This is a genomic window from Actinomyces israelii (assembly GCF_030253495.1).
GTDB lineage: Bacteria > Actinomycetota > Actinomycetes > Actinomycetales > Actinomycetaceae > Actinomyces > Actinomyces israelii.
In genome coordinates, this window is the sequence record NZ_CP124548.1 from 3,391,280 (window position 1) to 3,406,928 (window position 15,649).

Sequence of the window (15,649 nt, forward strand, 5' to 3'; positions counted from 1 at the left end):
GTCGCGCGAGCCGGGCCCCGGCGCTCAGCCCAGCACCGCGGCCGCGAGCAGAACGACCGGGACGAAGCCGGCGGTCGTGATCAGCACGGCGTCGCGGCCCAGCGGCTTGGCCACCCCGTAGCGGGAGGCGTACATGAAGACGTTCTGGGCGGTCGGCAGGGCGGCGGCGGTGATGGGCACGAGCAGCCCCGGCCCGCGCAGTCCCGCGCCGAGCCCGAGCAGCCCCGCCAGGCCGGGCGCGACGAGCAGCTTCCACCCCACGGCCCAGCGCAGGGCGACCCGGCTGGCAGCGTCGTGGGCCGGCTCGGGCGGTGACGCCGGGGCGTCGTCTGCGAGCGGGGCGCGCATGCGGGAGGCCGCCAGGCTCATGCCGAGCGAGAGCATCATGAGCGGCACGGCGATGCGCCCGAGGGTGTCGAGGGCCTCGCGCAGGCGCCCGCCGGCGACGCCGTCCAGGTCCGCCCCGCTGAGGTTGACCGCGGCCCCGGCCGCCACGGCCAGCAGCAGGGGGTTGCGCAGCGGGATGGTGAAGGTCGCCAGGCGCGAGGGGCTGCCGCGACGGGTGACGGTGTCAAGGATGGCGAAGGCCGCAGGCGTGATGACGAGCAGCTGGAGGAGCAGGACCGGGGCGATGGGGGCGGCGTCTCCCAGGACCAGGACGAGGACGGGGATCCCCAGGTTGGCGGCGTTGACGTACCCGGAGGCGAGCGCGCCGATGGTCGCCTCTGCCGTCGTGCGGTGCAGGACGAGGCGGTGCAGGACCCAGGCGCTCAGGATCGCCGCCGACTCGGCCGCAAGCGCGACGAGCGTGCCGGCGCCGGCCACCGCCCCCAGGTCGGCGTCGGCCAGGGTGCGGACCAGCAGGGCCGGGGTGGCGGCGAAGAAGCAGACGCGGGTGAGCACAGCGTCGGCGTTGCGGGGGACGGCACCGGTGCGCACCAGCAGCCAGCCGACGCCGATAACGACGGCGAAGACGGCCAGGCCGCCAATGACCCCACCCACGGCCGGGCCTCAGCCGACCGGTTCGAGGTCCACCCACGTGCCGGCGTGGTCGGAGACGACGAAGGTGCGGGTCCCCCAGGATGCGGCCTGCAGGAGGGGGTGGCTCGCACCGCTCCAGGCCGGCGCGCCCGCCGCCGGGAAGGCGGGGGTGCCGTTGACGCCGGTGGGCCACGGGTCGGTCAGGACGTGGTCGATGCGGTGGTCGGGGCCCCGAGCGGGGTAGGTGGGCCCCTCCCCCAACCGGCGGCCGATCCCGAGCGGGGCGACCTGCTCGGCGCGCAGGTTGTAGTCGCCCGCCAGGAGGTGGGGGCCGGGCAGGGTGGCGAGCGCGCCCCAGGCGTCGGCGAGCTGGCGGGCGGCGGTGTCGGCGCGGGTGGCCAGGTGGGTGGAGCCGACCGACAGCTCAGCGACGCCCGCCAGCGCGTCGCCCGGGGCCAGGGTGGCGGTCAGCAGGTTGCGCATGGTGGAGGTCGCCAGCTCGTAGCCGCGGGGGTCCCAGGCCGGGCGGTCGGCGCGGCGCGCGAGGGTGGCCGGCCCGCGCCCGAGGCGCCGGACGCGCCAGGCCGCCACCGGGCGCCTGCTGAGCAGGGCGTTGCCGAAGCCCGCCGGGGGGCGGCCCAGCAGGGTGCGACCCAGGCCGAGTGCGTCGTCGGCGGGGGTGGCCAGGGCGGAGCGCCGGGGGCGGCGGCGCAGCCCGGCGACGGGCCCGGCATAGGTGGCGGCGAAGCGGTGGTGCTCCCAGCCGAGCAGCTCGGCCAGGACGGCGGCCTGGTCGAGGCGGCCGGAGCGGGCCTGCCCCTTGTCGACCTCCTGGAGGGCGACGACGTCGGGGGCGAGCTCGGCGATCTGGCCGGCCAGGGCCGCCAGGACGGCGCGGGCTGCCTCGGGGTCGCGGATGTCCGCGCCGGCGACGCCGGTGTCCGGGGCGTCGGCGGCGCCCGCCCCGGGCAGGGCGCGCTGGAGGTTGAGGCTCAGCAGGCGCAGCACGTCAGGTCCCCGGGACGCCGCCGGCGGCGGCACTGCCGGCGGTGCCGCCGCTCGGAGCGGCGTCGAAGGTCAGGGACACGGAGTTCATGCAGTAGCGCCGGCCTGTGGGGGTGCGGGGCGCGTCGTCGAAGACGTGGCCCAGGTGGGAGCCGCAGGCGGCGCAGCGGACCTCGGTGCGCACCATGCCGTGGCTGGTGTCGGTCAGCAGGGTCACGGCCTCGGAGTCGGAGGGGTCGTAGAAGGAGGGCCACCCGCAGCCGGAGTCGAACTTGGTGGTGGAGCGGAACAGCTCGGCGCCGCAGGCGCGGCAGCGGTAGACGCCCTCGCGCCTCTCGTCCAGCAGGGCGCCGGTGAAGGGCCGCTCCGTGCCCGCCTCGCGCAGGACATGGTACTCCAGCGGGTCGAGCAGGGCGCGCCACTGGGCGTCGGTGCGGGCGATGGCCGCCGGGTCGAGGCGGGGCGCCGCAGCGTTCTGGCGGCTCTCGTCATTGTTGTCGGTCACGCCCCTATGGTGACCCGGCGTCGTGGCGGAGGCGAGGGGCGTTCACGCACCGGGAACGCGAAAAGCCGGTCGGCCCGGCGGCGGGCGCTCCCCGCCGCCGGGCCGACCGGCTCCGGATGCTTACTGAAGGTACTTCTTCTGCTCGTCGGTGGAGATGATGCTCGTGGACTGCCCGGCCGCGGTGTCCGCCCGGTGCTGGGGCTGGGGCACGGGGGCCCCGTCGGCGCGCCACTCGGCGTCGCGCGCCAGGATCCGGCGTCGGCGCACCTTCTCGCGCCGCGTGCGGCGCAGGCGGGAGTGGCCCTTGGCGGCGGCCCGCACGCGGGCGTCCTCGATGGGGTCGTCCTCCTTGGGCCGGCGCACGGCCGTCGTCTCGGCGCCGGGGCCGACGGCGGTGCCGTCGTCCTTCTGGAGGGCGACGAGCTCCTCGGCCAGGCGCGCCACCTGCTCGGGCTGGGGGTCCTGGGTGACGGCGACCTGATCGACCTCCACGCGCGTGCGCGGCAGGGCGTAGGGCGCCTCCTTCTGGAGCCAGGCCACGATCTCCTCGCGCACGTAGCACTGGAGGGTGAAGACGTCGGAGGGGTTCTTGCCGGACACGGCGACGCGCAGCGTAACCGTGCCGCCAGCGGTGTCGGTCACGTCGAGGTTGGCGGTGCGGCCGTCCCAGACGGGCGAGGAGGCGACCAGGCGGGCGAGCTCGGCGCGCACCGAGGCGACCGGCACCCGCCAGTCCAGGTCGAGGGTGAGGGTGCCGGTGTGCTGCGTGCCGCGCCGCGACCAGTTGGCGAAGGGGGTCTTGGTGAAGTAGGTCGAGGGGTAGATGAGACGGCGGTCGTCCCAGACGCGCACGACGACGTAGGTGAGCGTGATCTCCTCGATATAGCCCTGCTCCTCGTCCACGACGACGACGTCGTCCACGCGGATCGCGTCGGTCACGGCCAGCTGGAGGCCGGCGAAGACGTTGCCGAGCGTGGACTGGGCGGCGAGACCGGCGATCACCGAGACCAGACCGGCGGAGGCGAACAGGGAGCCCATGGCGAAGCGGGCCTCGGGGAAGGTCATGATCGCACCCACCAGGCCGCAGATGATGATGATCGCCTCGGCTACGCGCCGCAGGATCTGGGCCTGGGTGGTGACGCGGTTGGCGCGGCCGGGGTCGCCGCTGGAGCGCACGCCGCTGACGATGCTGGCCTCCAGCGCCTTGACCAGGCCGACGACGACCCACGCGACGGCCAGGATGATGCAGATGCGCAGCGTCTGCATGGCGTACTGGACCCAGTCGGGCGTGGTGACCGCGAAGACGGCCAGCTGCGCGCCGAGGTAGGCGCCGGTGAGCCCGCCCAGGGCGTACAGGGCGTTGCGCGTGTAACGGCTGATCTCCGCGTAGATGGTCTGACGGCGTCCGAGCGTGCGCAGCACGACAATGCCGACGAAGGCGATGGCAATGCCTGCCAGGGCCCCCAGGCCCGCCCGCAGGGCGATGTAGAAGACGTTGACCGTGGTCGTGGCGACCGCTTCAACGGTCTGGGTGACGTCGGTGGTCGAGGGGGCTGAAGGAGAAGGGTCGGTGGAGGGATCGGCATCAGCGGCCGCCCGCACGCCAGGTGCGAGGGCCGCACTCGCCAGGACGGCGAGAGGAAGGGCGGTCATGCCGGCACCCTAGGGCCCGGTCCTGGGAGCCGGCTGTGCGAGACGGCAGGCGGCGGGGGCCGGGCAGCTCGACATCCACCTCGATGCCCGTCGCTCGAAGGTCCTCGGCCGCCCCCAGCAGGCACTGCCCCACCTCGTCGACCAGCTCCACCCGCGCCGTGGGCGCCGGGGCGGGGCCGACGTCGTCACCAGCGCGATCGGCTCCATCGGCTCCGTCTTGGCACCACCACCTGACGCTCCCTCTCTTCGTCGAGATCGGTCGTATTCCGGCTCGAGATCGGTTCACTTCCGCACCGAGATCAGTCCGGTCCGACGGCAGGCGCCCCCGCCGTCGGCCATCCGCCGCCCCTGCGGGTCCCGGCCCGCCCCTGCACGCGGTCGTGCCCTCACTCACCGGGCCCGGTCGGTCAGGCGATGTCCGCGCGCCGCAGCACTGGCCAGCGCCGCCGCTCCGCCGCGGAACCGCGGAGTCCCGCCGATCCTCATCGAGTACGGCAGTGCCGGTCACCTTAAGAGTGCGTGGGGGCCGTCTTTTCCGGCCGGGACCGACCCCCAAGACCCCGGCAGTGCCCAGCGGGCCACGGACCGGCGCACGAAGAGTCCGCCGGGCGCCGCGATCCACCTGCGTCCGCCTCGGGGCAGGCCGGGGCGGGCTCCTAGACCGTGATCGGGTGCAGCGCCCGGGCGCCCGGGCGCCCGACCGTCCCGGCCCTCGCCCCCGGAAGCAACCACCTGGATGATCGAGCCCGGGCGCCACGACGCGGTGACAGCAGCACAATGACGCTAGACGTACTACGTCTATCATAGTACGTTGGATGTATGAAACCTGCTCGCCCCCCGACCGGAGGAGGCGTCCGCGAGTGATCAGCGCCGACGCCATCCGCGGCTACATCGACCTCATTGTGCTGTCTCTCCTACGGGACCGCCCCTCCTACGCCTACGAGCTCGCCAAGACCATCACCGAGGTCGCGGCGGGCGAGTACACGATCAAGCAGACCACGCTCTACTCCGCGCTCAAGCGCCTGGAGGCCGCCGGGCTCGTCTCCTCCTACGCGGACACCTCGGCCTCCGGCAAGCCCCGCACCTACTACCGCCTCACCGACGACGGCGCCGTCCACCTGACGGACAAGCTCGCCGAGTGGGAGGACACCAAGACCCTCATCGACCGATTCGCGCAAGGACACCGCTGATGGACGCTATCGACACCTTTCTCGACGCCATGTTCGCCCCCTACCCCACCACCCCGCGCCTTCTGGAGGCCAAGGGCGAGCTGCACGCCATGATGGAGGACGCCTACGCCGACGCCATCAGCAGGGGCAAGACCCACAATGAGGCCGTCGGTCAGGTCATCACCGACTTCGGCAACCTCGAGGAGCTCGCCCCGGCTCTCGGCATCCTCCCCGACATCCGCTCAGCCCGGACCGGCAGCGCGGCCGCTGCGCCCCAGGCCGCGCCCGGCGTCGGCGGGGCGCCCGGCAACGGTGCGGCACCCGCCGCAGAGCCCGGATACCCCGCCGTCACCCTTCCAGAGGCGCAGGCGCTCGCCGAGGCCCGCCGGACGACCGGCCGGCTGCTGGGCCGGGGCGTCGCCCTGTTCATCCTGTCCCCCATCCCCCTGCTCATCGCGAGCGGGCTGAGCGGCGACGGCACGAGGCCGAGCGGCCTCGGCGCGCAGTGGACCGTCCTCATCGGCCTCGTCCTCACCCTGGGGACTGTCACGGCTGGGGTGCTCACCCTCATGCGGCGGCACCGGTCCTTCGTGGGCCTGGAGCACCTGATCGACGGAAGGTTCACGCAGAACCCGGTCGCCTCCGCCTGGGCCTCCCGCCTGCGCGTGGACAACGAGGGACCCCGCTCGCGCGCCCTCATGGCCGCCGTCGGGCTGTGGATCCTCTCGCCGATCCCGACCGTGGCCGCGCTCACCCTCTCCGGCCAGTACAACCTCTACCCCGTCCTCGGCGTCGCCCTCACTCTCGCGCTCGTCGCGACCGGCCTGCGCATCCTCCTGCCGACATCCTGGGCGTCCTCGACCCACGAGACCCTCATCGGGGAGGGCCGCCCGGCGGCCGGTCCGGGGCAGTGGGTCCGGTGGGACACGGGCAACCCCGTCGTCAGCGCCATCGCCGCCATCTACTGGCCCACGACTCTCGTAGTCTTCCTGGTCTGGGGAGTCGTCTTCGACGGATGGGGCATCTGCTGGATCGTGTGGCCGGTCGCCGGCGTCCTCTTCGGCGGGTTCTCCGCCTTCGTCTCCGCCCTGTCCGGTCGGCGGGTCGGGCGCTAAGGCCGCCGGGCTCGCCCCGAGCATCCTCCTCGGCGCTCTCCGCGCCGCGCCCGGCCCCGACGTCGGGACCGGACCGATCTCGACGCGGAGGTGAACCGATCTCGGCGAAGGGGGGGCGCAGGAGCGGGAGGGGCGAGCGCGGGGCGGACAGGGGCGGCCTCAGACCTGCCGGTCGGGCTCCCACCGCCTGGCCATGCGCTCCAGCTCGGCAATGACCTCACCGGTGTCCCACCGCCCGGCACCGGAGACATAGCCGACGACGAAGGCCGTCATGGGCGCACCCGGGCGGGAGGGCCCGTGGGCCACGGCGGAGATGAGGGCCAGGAGATCGTCGCGGTGCTCGGCCACCACCTGCGGGTCGAGGTCGAGGCGCTCGCACACGGCGTCCAGCCAGTGCTGCATCTGCTCCATCTTGACCCGCTCGTCCCGCAATCCCCGCCCCTTGTCGTTGCGCCCCGGGAAGGGGCCGTGTCTCACAGGCGGGCCCGTTCCCGCCTGGCCGGTGCGCCGCGCACCCGACCCGCATGATACTCATACGACCCGGATGCCTGCACACCCCTGGAAATCGGCTGCTCGGCCGTACCACACAGGCGCCTTGCGAGCCGCGCCGACCCGGGCTACGCCCGCGCCGTCCCCGGCCGCCCGCGGGCCCTCTGCGCATCAGAAGGAGGACTGGACCCCGACTCCGCCCTGGAGGAGGTGGAGTGGGCCCTCTCCGCATCAGAGGGAGGACCGGCCGTCTTCGACAGCGCCTCCAGGACCCGGCTGCGGCCCAGAGAGGTGCGGCCCGACGCCGAGATCCGCGCCAGCTGCCAGGGAGGCGCCAGGGAGATGAAGGTGTTCATCACCAGCTCCGGGGCATCGACCATCCCGGTGCGCATCCAGGAGGTGATGACAACCAGGGTGTTGTGGACCTGCTGGGATATCGCCATCGTCACCCACAGCTCGCTCACCGGCTGGTCAAGGTGGCGCACGAAGTCCTCGACGTACCGGGCGACCACCTCCTCGAAGTAGGCGGAGATCCGGGCGCGCACCAGCGCCCCCTCCTCCCCCAGGAACACGTGGCGGTAGATGTCGGCGTCGGCGCGCACCTGCTCGAGCACGCCGATGTAGGCCTGACGCCAACGCAGCAGGTAGTGCTCCGGGTCGTCCTCCAGAAGCGTGTCGAGCCCGGCCAGGGAGTCGGAGAGCCGGTCAATGAGATGGGCGGCCAGCAGGTCCGCCGGGGTCTGGGCGTGGGCGTAGAAGGTCGTGCGAGACACCCCGGCGCGCGCAGCGATCTCCGAGACGGTCAGGAGCTCGGCGGGCCTCTGCGCGGCGAGCTCGCGCAGGACCTCGATCAGCCGGTCGCGGGCGCGCAGGTAGCGGGGATCGTCCTGGGTCCTGCGGGACACGCTCCCGTCCTTCCTGCGTCCAACCGCCGGTAGCCTGCCTCAATCCTCCCACCGTGCGCGCCGTCGAGCAGCGAGCGGACGCGCCGTCTGAGCGATTTTCGGCATCCGCACATCACGCATTACAGCATCCCGGCACGCGCTCGCGTGCCGGCGAGGCCGATCTTCCCCAGCGATGGCGCCGCACCCACGACAACTATCCAACAGATGTTCATTAAAGATACTCTGGGGTCCCGGGATCGACGACGTTTCACCGCTGTCAAAGGAGACACCTGTGACCCCAGCTGACTCCAGGGTCGTAGTCGGCCCTTCCGCCGGAACCTCCCGGCGCTCCTTCCTCAAGTGGTCGGGCATTGCCGCCGGCGCCGCCGGCCTGGTCGCCACCGCCACCTACCTGGGGATGCCGAGCAGCAGCCCGCCGCCGGCCCGCGCCGTCGAGGGCATGGAGGAGGCGGACAGGACCGTCTGGTCGGCCTGCACCGTCAACTGCGGCTCGCGCTGCCCCCTGCGGCTGCAGGTCAAGGACGGCACGGTGGTGCGGGTCCTGCCCGAGAACACCGGCGATGACACCCTGGGCAGCCAGAGGGTGCGCGCGTGCGTGCGCGGCCGATCCATCCGCCACCGCATCTACAACCCGGACCGGCTCAAGAAGCCACTCAAGCGCAAGCCGGGCACCAGGCGCGGCGATGGCCAGTGGGAGGAGATCTCCTGGGAGCAGGCTCTGACCGAGATCGCCGAGAAGATGACCCGGCTCAAGGCCGACTACGGCAATGAGGCCTTCTACATCAACTACGGCACCGGCACGCTGGGCGCCACCATGGCCTGCTCCTGGCCTCCGGACCAGACGGCCTTCGCCCGCCTGATGAACTGCTGGGGCGGCTACCTGGACCACTACTCGGACTACTCCACCACCGAGATCACCGCCGCCTACCCCTACTTCTACGGCAGCTGGACCGCCACGAACTCCCTGGACGACGCCGCCCGCTCCAAGCTGCAGGTGCTCTTCGGGAACAACCCGCTGGAGACCCGCATGTCCGGCGGCGGCCACACCTTCGTGTCCCAGCAGACCCGCAGGCTCTCCGGGGTGCGCACCATCGTCGTCGATCCCCGCTACTCCGAGACCGCCGCCCTGCTGGCCGACGAGTGGGTGGCGGTGCGCCCGGGCACCGACGCCGCCCTGATCGCCGGGATGATCCACGTCATGCTCGCCGAGGGCCTGCACGACCAGGCCTTCCTGGACCGCTACTGCATCGGCTTCGACGAGCAGCACATGCCCGCCGGCGCCCCGGCCGGAGCCTCCTACCGCTCCTACATCGAGGGCAAGGGGCCCGACGGCGTGGAGAAGACCCCCTCCTGGGCCGCCGAGATCTGCGGGGTGCCGGCCGACCGGATCATGCGCCTGGCCCGTGAGATCGCCGGGGCCAAGCCCTGCGCCATCAACCAGGGCTGGGGCCCGCAGCGCCATGCCAACGGCGAGAACGCCTCGCGCGCGGTGTTCCTGCTGGCCTGCGTCACCGGCAACGTCGGCATCCCCGGCGGCGGCACCGGGGGCCGGGAGGGCTCTCCGTCCCTGCCCCTGGTGCGGACCTTCAACACCTCGACGGTCAACCCCTCCAACCGGATCATCTCGGTGTTCTCCTGGCTCGACGCCATCGACCACGGCGAGCAGATGGACACCTTCAACGCCGGGGTGTGCGAGAAGCCGGAGCCGGGCGTGCGAGCAGCCAAGGCCCCCGTTGACGAGCAGGGGAGCCCCACCAACGTGGCGCTGAGCGTCCCCATCAAGATGGTGTGGCAGTACGCGGGCAACTCCCTGGTCAACCAGACCGGGGACAACAACCGCTCGGTGGAGATCCTCCGGGACGACTCCAAGTGCGAGCTCATCGTCGTGTGCGACATCCAGATGACCGTCTCGGCCCGCTACGCCGACTACCTGCTGCCGGGCACCTCCGCCGCCGAGGAGTTCGACCTCCACCCCGGGGAGAACGCCTCCCCCATGGCCTACGGGATCATGTCCTCCCAGGCCATCGAGCCGCTCTACGAGTGCCGCTCCGTGTTCGACATCTGCGGCCGGCTCGCCGAGATGCTGGGGGTCTCCGACGCCTACTACGACGGCAAGGACCGCGAGGGCTGGCTGCGCGACGTCATCGAGACCTCCCGCGCAGAGGACCCCGACCTGCCCACCTACGAGCAGTGGGTGGAGATGGGCATGTACCGCCGCAACGCCGGTCCGGTCGTCCCCCTGGATGACTTCCGCGCCGACCCGGAGGCCAACCCCCTGAAGACGCCGTCGGGCCGCATCGAGATCTACTCCCAGCGCCTGGCCAAGATGGCCGAGAAGTGGACCTGGGACGACTTCCGCCCCGCCCTGGCGGGGGACCTGCTCGCCCCCCTGCCGGAGTACACCGAGACCTGGGAGGGGCCGGCGGAGGCGCGCGGCTCGGAGAAGTACCCGCTGCAGATCATCGGCCACCACTACAAGCAACGCACTCACTCCACCTACGGCAATGTCGACTGGATGAAGGAGGCGCACCACCAGCACCTGGCCATGAACCCCGTCGATGCCCGGGCCCGCGGCATCAGCAGCGGAGACCTGGTCTTCGCCTACAACGACCGCGGCACCATCCGCATCGAGGCCCGCGTCACCGAGCGGATCGTGCCCGGCGTCGTCGACCTGCCCCAGGGCGCCTGGTACGACCCCCGCCCCGCTGACGAGGTCGCCCCGCCGCCGGGGGCCAATCCCGACCGGCCCGTGGACGTGGCCGGCTCGGTCAACACCCTGACCTCGTTGCACCCCTCCCCGTTGGCCAAGGGCAACGCGGTCCACACCGCCACCGTGCAGGTCGTCAAGGCCTAGGACTGCCACAGGAAGTGAATCACCATGACTGAGAGCCTCACCCGGGAAGGCGCCGCCTACGGCTTCTTCTTCGACCAGAGCCTGTGCACCGGCTGCAAGGCCTGCCAGGTCGCCTGCAAGGACAAGCACGACCTGCCCGTGGGCGTGACCTGGCGCCGGGTGGTGGAGTACGTCGGCGGCACCTGGCAGTGCGCGGGCAGCACCTTCTCACCCAGCGTGTTCGCCTACTACACCTCCGTGTCCTGCAACCACTGCGAGGACCCCGTGTGCGTCGAGGTCTGCCCCACCACCGCCATGTCGGTGCGCGACGACGGCACGGTGTGGGTGGACCAGGACAAGTGCGTGGGCTGCCGCTACTGCCAGTGGGCCTGCCCCTACGGCGCGCCCCAGCTCGACCCGCGCAGCGGCCACATGTCCAAGTGCGACCTGTGCTACGACTACCGCTCCACCGGGCAGGACCCCGCCTGCGTCAGCGCCTGCCCCTCACGCGCCCTGGACTGGGGGCCCATCGAGCGGCTGCGCGCCGAGCACGGAGACCAGGCGGGCATCGCCCCCCTGCCCGACCCCTCTTTGACCAAGCCGCACCTGGTCATCAAGCCGCACCGCGACGCCCAGAGCTGGGACGAGGGCACCGGCAGCATCATGAACCCGAAGGAGATCTGATGCGCACCGAAGAGCTGCCCATGATCCTGTTCACGGTCATCGCCCAGATGTCCGTCGGTGCCTTCTGGGTCCTGGGGGCGGTGCACCTGTTCGCCCACTTGCGCGGCACCCGCCCCCAGACCGTCGACCGGGTGAGCACGGCCGCCATGTTCGCCGTCGGCCCACTGCTGGTGCTGGGCTTCGTCGCGGCCTTCTTCCACCTCGGCGACCCCTTCCACGCCCTCAACACGCTGCGCCACCTGGGCTCGTCCTGGCTCAGCCGCGAGCTGGCCGGCGGGACCGCCTTCGGGACGCTGGGCATGGTCTTCGCCGCCTGCGAGTGGTTCGGCCTGCTGAGCCGCCGCCTGCGCGCGGTCCTGGCCGCGCTGACCGCCGCGGCCGGCCTGGCGCTGGTGGTCTCCATGTGCGGGGTCTACCAGTCGGTGCGCACCATCCCCGCCTGGCACACCCCCGCCACCAGCGTCTTCTTCGTGGCCTCCACGCTGCTGACCGGCTCCCTGGCGGTCGGCGTCGCCCTGCTGGCCACCTGGACGCTGATGGCACGACGCCGTCTGCCCGGCGGCGAGCGGCTCGCGCCCCTGTGGGCCCGCCTGCACCTGGACGCCTCCGAGCCCCTCACCGCGGAGGTGACAGCCCTGACCACCCGGGTCCTGCGCGGCATCACCCTGCTGGCGGCCCTCAGCGGCATCGTCATTATGGTCGCCTACCCCCTCCATCTGCTCACGCTGTCCAACGGCAGCCCGGCCGCGCGGGTCGTGGCCGGGCACTATCTCGGGCCGGTGCTCACCGTCCGTCTCATCCTGCTGGCCGCCGTGGTTGTAGCCGCCGGGATCTTCGCGCACGTGCGCGCCCGCACCTCCGAACGCCCGAGCCCCGCGCTGAGCTGGATGCTGACCGGCACGCTGCTCGCCGCCGCCGTCTCCGAGATGCTCGGACGGGCCCTGCACTACGAGGGCCTGGTCCGCGACGGCCTCAACACCGTCCAGTACACGCTCGGCTGACCGGCACTGCAACGAGCTTCATGAGGAGCGCCGATGACTGACACCGCCACGCTGGACGCCTTCGCCGAGGCCTTCGGCGTCCTGGGACGGCTGCATCTCGCACCGGCCGCCGCCGAGGACATGGAGGGGGTCGTGGCCCTGCTCGACCAGTGGCCGCTGCTGCACGCCCCCGCCGCCGACCCCCACGACCCGGCCTTGGCCCACGCGCTTGAGGCGCTGCGCCGCTCCCGCGATATCGGCGAGACCGCCGAGCAGGCGCGTCGGGACCATGACCGGCTCTACGGGCGCACCGCCGCCGCCACCGTCCCGCCTTTCGAGTCCGTGCACCGGGGCGAGGAGGGCCTGGTCTTCGACACGCAGACCCTCCAGGTGCGCCGGGCCTACCGGGCCGCCGGCCTGCAGGCCCCGCGGCTCAATCGCGAGCCCGACGACCATATCGGCCTCGAGCTCGACTTCGTCGCCCGGTGCTGCCGGCGCGCCGTCGAGGCCCGCGAGCGGGGCGAGGACGCGCTCGCCGACGCCCACCTGACCGCAGCCGCCCGCTTCACCGCCGAGCACCTGGGGACCTGGGCTCCCGCCATGCTCCAGGCGGCGGCCCGGGCCGCCGACACCCGGTGGATGCGGGGACTGGCGCTGCTGACCGCCGCGGCGCTCGGACAGTGGACCCGGATGCTCGGCATCCACGTGGTCGGCGTGGAGGCGCGCACCGGGCACCGCCGTCGGCGCGTGCGGCGCGGTGAGGGCCGGTGAGCGGGTCTGAAGCCGGTTTCGACCCGCTGCGCCCCCCAACGACGAGGGACTGGCCAGCCGCGCGGCTTGGGTGTCCACATCCTTGGCGGTGCTGTCCCTGATACCGGCCGGCGCCCCGGGAGAGGCGATGCTGGAGAACCTGCGCGGACACCGGATGGCTGAGATGTGGCCGTTGCGGGATGAGACCCCCTGTCCGGGGCCGAACGGCTCGGCGCTCTCCGCGCCGCGCCCGGCCCCGACGTCGGGAAACGGACCGATCTCGACGCGGAAGTGAACCGATCTCGAGCCGGAGACCTACCGATCTCGGCGAAGGGGCGAGCGGCGGAGCGGCAAGAAGATGGTGAGACGGAGCGAAGGCCCGGAACCTTGTGGGTTCCGGGCCTTTCGCGGTGGCTCCGACCGGCGTCGATCCGGTGACCTTTCGATTTTCAGTCGAACGCTCTACCAACTGAGCTACAGAGCCTCGGGATGGCATCGGCCCGGCCTCAACAGACCGGACCGACTCTCCGCGACCTCGACGGGACTTGAACCCGCGACCTCCGCCGTGACAGGGCGGCGCGCTAACCAACTGCGCCACGAGGCCTCGTTCGGCACGAAGCCAGACTCTTCATGAGCGATCTCACTTGCACGAGCCAGTACCCCCAACGGGATTCGAACCCGTGCTACCGCCGTGAAAGGGCGGGGTCCTGGGCCGCTAGACGATGGGGGCCCACTGCCCTTGGCGTCGTCGCGCCTCGAACCGGGTAGAACAGTATGGGTCCGGGCTCCCTCCACGCAAATCCCCCCGGCGTGAGTCTGCTCACCGCGGTGCGGTGTGAGAGGCTCGGCCCATGAGCCCGGTGCACCTGTCCGACGAGGAGTTCGAGACCGCCGTCGGCAACGCCCTGGACTCGATCCCCGACCGGCTCGCCGCCGAGATGGACAATGTCGTCGTCCTCGTCCGCGACGAGCCCGAGCCCGAGCTGCTCACGGAGGCCGACTACGACGCCGACGGCCTGCCGACCCTCCTGGGCCTGTACGACGGCGTCCCCCTCACCGAGCGCGACGAGGCCTGGTCGATGGTGCTGCCCGACCGGATCCTGATCTTCAAGGGGCCGCTGGAGCGCTGGTGCGCGACCCGCGAGCAGCTGGTCGAGGAGATCGAGGTGACGGTCATTCACGAGATCGCCCACCACTTCGGCATCGACGACGACCGCCTCCACGAGCTCGGCTGGGAGTGACCCGCCCAACCCCGCGCACGTCTCATGGCCGGAGCGGGAAGTGGAATAGGGTGGCGAGCATGGACGACCACTTCCTCACCGGTCCATCTCCATCTGCCGCCCGCCGGACGGTGGGGCGGCGCCCCGTGGTCCTCGCCGGCCTGTTCGGGGTCGCGGCCCTGGCCGGGTGCGACGCAAAGAGCCCGGCGGCCGACTCACAGCCCACGGACGACCCGGCCACCACGAGCCCGGCCGCCGCCCCGGTGGAGTCATCGCCTGCGCCGGACCCCGGGGCCACCGCCTCCTCGTCCCCGGGGCCGCTGGAGGGCTGGACCACGGAGCAGAAGGTCGGCCAGCTCCTCATGGTCGGCGCCGAGACCTCGGGCGCTCAGAAGGCCGCGCTCGACGCCGTGTCCGCCCACCACATCGGCAACGTCTTCATCGCCAAGCCGACCCGGTCCGGGGCCGACGCGGTGCGCGACGTCGTCGCCTCCCTGACCGGCCTGGTGGGCCCTGAGACCACCCACAGCACCCCGATGCTCGTGGCCACCGATCAGGAGGGCGGCCAGGTCCAGGTCCTGGGGGGCGCCGGATTCTCCGACATCCCCTCCGCCTCCGAGCAGGCGGCCACGTCCCGGGACGACCTGGCTGCCGAGGCCCAGACGTGGGGCAAGGAGCTCGCCGACGTCGGAATCACCATGAACCTGGCGCCCGTAGCCGATCTCGTTGACATCTCGGACCCGTCGAGCAACGGCCCCATCGGCAAGTGGGAGCGCGAGTACGGGCACGACGCCGCCACCGCGCTCGACCGCGCAACCGCCTTCGCCCAGGGGATGGAGGCCGCAGGCCTCATCGCGACCTACAAGCACTTCCCCGGCCTGGGCCGGGTGACCGCCAACACGGACACGGCGGACGGCGTGACCGACGACGTCACCGCACGCTCCGACGACCCCGCCGTGTCCGTCTTCGCCGACGCGATCGCCAGGGGCGCCAAGGCCGTCATGGTGTCCTCGGCGATCTACTCGCTCATCGACTCCTCCGCGCCGGCCCTGTTCTCGCCGGTCATCGTCACCGACATGCTCCGCGGGGACCTCGGCTTCACCGGGGTCGTCATCACCGACGACGTCTCGGCCGCGGCCCAGGTGCAGGACCGCACGCCCGCCGAGCGCGCCGTCCAGGCCGTCAGGGCCGGCTGCGACATCGTCCTGGCCTCGGCCGATGCCACCATCGTCGCCGACATGGCGCAGGCACTCGTCGCCGAGGCGCAGGGCGATCCCGACTTCGCCAAGCGGGTGGACGACTCCGTCGCCCGTGTGCTCGCGCTCAAGAACGGCTCGTAAGCGAGTCGAGCGCCCGGCCC

14 protein-coding genes and 3 tRNA genes are annotated in these 15,649 nt (G+C 72.4%); 8 read left to right on the forward strand and 9 right to left on the reverse strand.

Going from position 1 to position 15,649, the window contains the following annotated elements:
- Positions 1-24: 24 nt before the first annotated feature.
- The 4 genes from AIF0345_RS14055 to AIF0345_RS14070 form a co-directional block, all read right to left on the reverse strand.
- Positions 25-1,002, reverse strand: a complete 978-nt coding sequence (locus tag AIF0345_RS14055; RefSeq protein WP_268917996.1) for an AEC family transporter — start codon at positions 1,000-1,002, stop codon at positions 25-27.
- A gap of 9 nt (positions 1,003-1,011) precedes the next feature.
- Positions 1,012-1,989: an endonuclease/exonuclease/phosphatase family protein gene (locus AIF0345_RS14060; protein WP_268917997.1), complete on the reverse strand. Its 978-nt coding sequence runs from the start codon at positions 1,987-1,989 to the stop codon at positions 1,012-1,014.
- 1 nt (position 1,990) lies between these two features.
- Positions 1,991-2,491, reverse strand: a complete 501-nt coding sequence (gene msrB / locus AIF0345_RS14065; RefSeq protein ID WP_311136091.1) for a peptide-methionine (R)-S-oxide reductase MsrB — start codon at positions 2,489-2,491, stop codon at positions 1,991-1,993.
- A gap of 120 nt (positions 2,492-2,611) precedes the next feature.
- On the reverse strand, positions 2,612-4,144 hold the full coding sequence (locus AIF0345_RS14070) for a mechanosensitive ion channel family protein (RefSeq protein ID WP_268917998.1): 1,533 nt from the start codon (positions 4,142-4,144) through the stop codon (positions 2,612-2,614).
- Positions 4,145-5,004: 860 nt separating this feature from the next.
- On the opposite strand from AIF0345_RS14070, the gene AIF0345_RS14075 reads away from it, so the two are divergent.
- Both AIF0345_RS14075 and AIF0345_RS14080 read left to right on the forward strand, forming a co-directional pair.
- A complete protein-coding gene (locus AIF0345_RS14075; RefSeq protein ID WP_043559843.1) occupies positions 5,005-5,334 on the forward strand; it encodes a PadR family transcriptional regulator in 330 nt (109 codons plus the stop codon).
- Positions 5,334-6,428 carry a permease prefix domain 1-containing protein gene (locus AIF0345_RS14080; RefSeq protein WP_285296495.1) on the forward strand — a complete coding sequence of 365 codons (1,095 nt, stop codon included), beginning with the start codon at positions 5,334-5,336 and terminating at the stop codon, positions 6,426-6,428. The genes AIF0345_RS14075 and AIF0345_RS14080 overlap by 1 nt, the downstream gene beginning before the upstream one ends.
- A 159-nt stretch (positions 6,429-6,587) precedes the next feature.
- Here the strand turns inward: AIF0345_RS14080 and AIF0345_RS14085 are convergent, their stop codons facing one another.
- Positions 6,588-6,839, reverse strand: a complete 252-nt coding sequence (locus AIF0345_RS14085; protein WP_043559845.1) for a DUF6457 domain-containing protein — start codon at positions 6,837-6,839, stop codon at positions 6,588-6,590.
- Positions 6,840-7,045: 206 nt separating this feature from the next.
- A complete protein-coding gene (locus AIF0345_RS14090) occupies positions 7,046-7,822 on the reverse strand; it encodes a TetR/AcrR family transcriptional regulator (protein ID WP_268918000.1) in 777 nt (258 codons plus the stop codon).
- A 271-nt stretch (positions 7,823-8,093) separates the two neighbouring features.
- Between AIF0345_RS14090 and AIF0345_RS14095 the strand changes: the two genes are divergently transcribed.
- The 4 genes from AIF0345_RS14095 to AIF0345_RS14110 are packed head-to-tail and all read left to right on the forward strand — an operon-like array spanning position 8,094 to position 13,090.
- The gene (locus AIF0345_RS14095; protein WP_285296496.1) at positions 8,094-10,676 is read left to right on the forward strand and encodes a DMSO/selenate family reductase complex A subunit; all 2,583 of its coding nucleotides are present in this window, start codon (positions 8,094-8,096) and stop codon (positions 10,674-10,676) included.
- A gap of 24 nt (positions 10,677-10,700) precedes the next feature.
- Positions 10,701-11,339, forward strand: a complete 639-nt coding sequence (locus tag AIF0345_RS14100; protein ID WP_268918002.1) for a DMSO/selenate family reductase complex B subunit — start codon at positions 10,701-10,703, stop codon at positions 11,337-11,339.
- On the forward strand, positions 11,339-12,340 hold the full coding sequence (locus AIF0345_RS14105; RefSeq protein WP_285296497.1) for a dimethyl sulfoxide reductase anchor subunit family protein: 1,002 nt from the start codon (positions 11,339-11,341) through the stop codon (positions 12,338-12,340). The genes AIF0345_RS14100 and AIF0345_RS14105 overlap by 1 nt, the downstream gene beginning before the upstream one ends.
- Positions 12,341-12,373: 33 nt before the next feature.
- Positions 12,374-13,090 carry a TorD/DmsD family molecular chaperone gene (locus tag AIF0345_RS14110; RefSeq protein WP_285296498.1) on the forward strand — a complete coding sequence of 239 codons (717 nt, stop codon included), beginning with the start codon at positions 12,374-12,376 and terminating at the stop codon, positions 13,088-13,090.
- 390 nt (positions 13,091-13,480) lie between these two features.
- Here the strand turns inward: AIF0345_RS14110 and AIF0345_RS14115 are convergent.
- The 3 genes from AIF0345_RS14115 to AIF0345_RS14125 form a co-directional block, all read right to left on the reverse strand.
- A tRNA-Phe gene (locus tag AIF0345_RS14115) sits at positions 13,481-13,553 on the reverse strand.
- A 46-nt stretch (positions 13,554-13,599) separates the two neighbouring features.
- Positions 13,600-13,673, reverse strand: a tRNA-Asp gene (locus AIF0345_RS14120).
- A gap of 53 nt (positions 13,674-13,726) precedes the next feature.
- Positions 13,727-13,799, reverse strand: a tRNA-Glu gene (locus AIF0345_RS14125).
- Positions 13,800-13,920: 121 nt separating this feature from the next.
- Here AIF0345_RS14125 and AIF0345_RS14130 point away from each other — a divergent pair.
- Together AIF0345_RS14130 and AIF0345_RS14135 are read left to right on the forward strand one after the other, a co-directional pair.
- Positions 13,921-14,310, forward strand: coding sequence for a metallopeptidase family protein (locus AIF0345_RS14130; RefSeq protein ID WP_285296499.1), 390 nt, complete (start codon positions 13,921-13,923; stop codon positions 14,308-14,310).
- Positions 14,311-14,369: 59 nt separating this feature from the next.
- Entirely contained in the window at positions 14,370-15,629 is a 1,260-nt protein-coding gene (locus AIF0345_RS14135; protein WP_285296500.1) for a glycoside hydrolase family 3 N-terminal domain-containing protein, read from the forward strand.
- The last annotated feature ends 20 nt before the right edge of the window (positions 15,630-15,649 follow it).